At 33.7% G+C, this 484-nt stretch carries 1 pseudogene; it reads left to right on the top strand.

Annotated features, from left to right (window positions below):
- Positions 1-484, top strand: a pseudogene (locus tag J8281_RS19030) (peptidoglycan-binding protein); the annotation flags it as partial.

Raw genomic sequence — 484 nt, 5'->3', positions numbered from 1 at the left:
AGAAATTAAGGTGCCTAATATTGAAAAGACAGAGGAGAAAGCAATTGATGAGCAATACAGTTATTATAAAGTTTTACCTAAAGAAGGATTTTACCGTTTAAAACTTAAGTTAGGTTTAGAGCAACACGAATTGGAAGCATTGAATCCGGGCTTAGCAGAAAGTGGTTTAAAAGCAGGAATGATATTAAAGGTTCCGCTTACGGATGCTGAAGGTGTAATTGATGAAGATGCAAATACAACCAATCTGGTAAATAATATAAAGGATTTTAATACCAAGCGCATTGCTTTGATGTTACCCTTTAGATTGAATCGTGTTGATTTTGACTCTATATCTGGAACAAAAAAAAGTATTGAGAAAGATCCCTATTTGGATGCCTCTCTGGATTTTTATTCTGGTGTTTTGGTTGCGATAGATTCTCTAAAGAAACTTGGGGTTTCTATAACTTTAGACGTATATGATACTAAATATCAAAATACAGCTGTG

It is taken from the genome of Aquimarina sp. U1-2 (assembly GCF_017897595.1).
Classification (GTDB): domain Bacteria; phylum Bacteroidota; class Bacteroidia; order Flavobacteriales; family Flavobacteriaceae; genus Aquimarina.
Note: the sequence above shows the minus strand (reverse complement) of the source record. Positions and strands in the feature narration are given on the sequence as shown.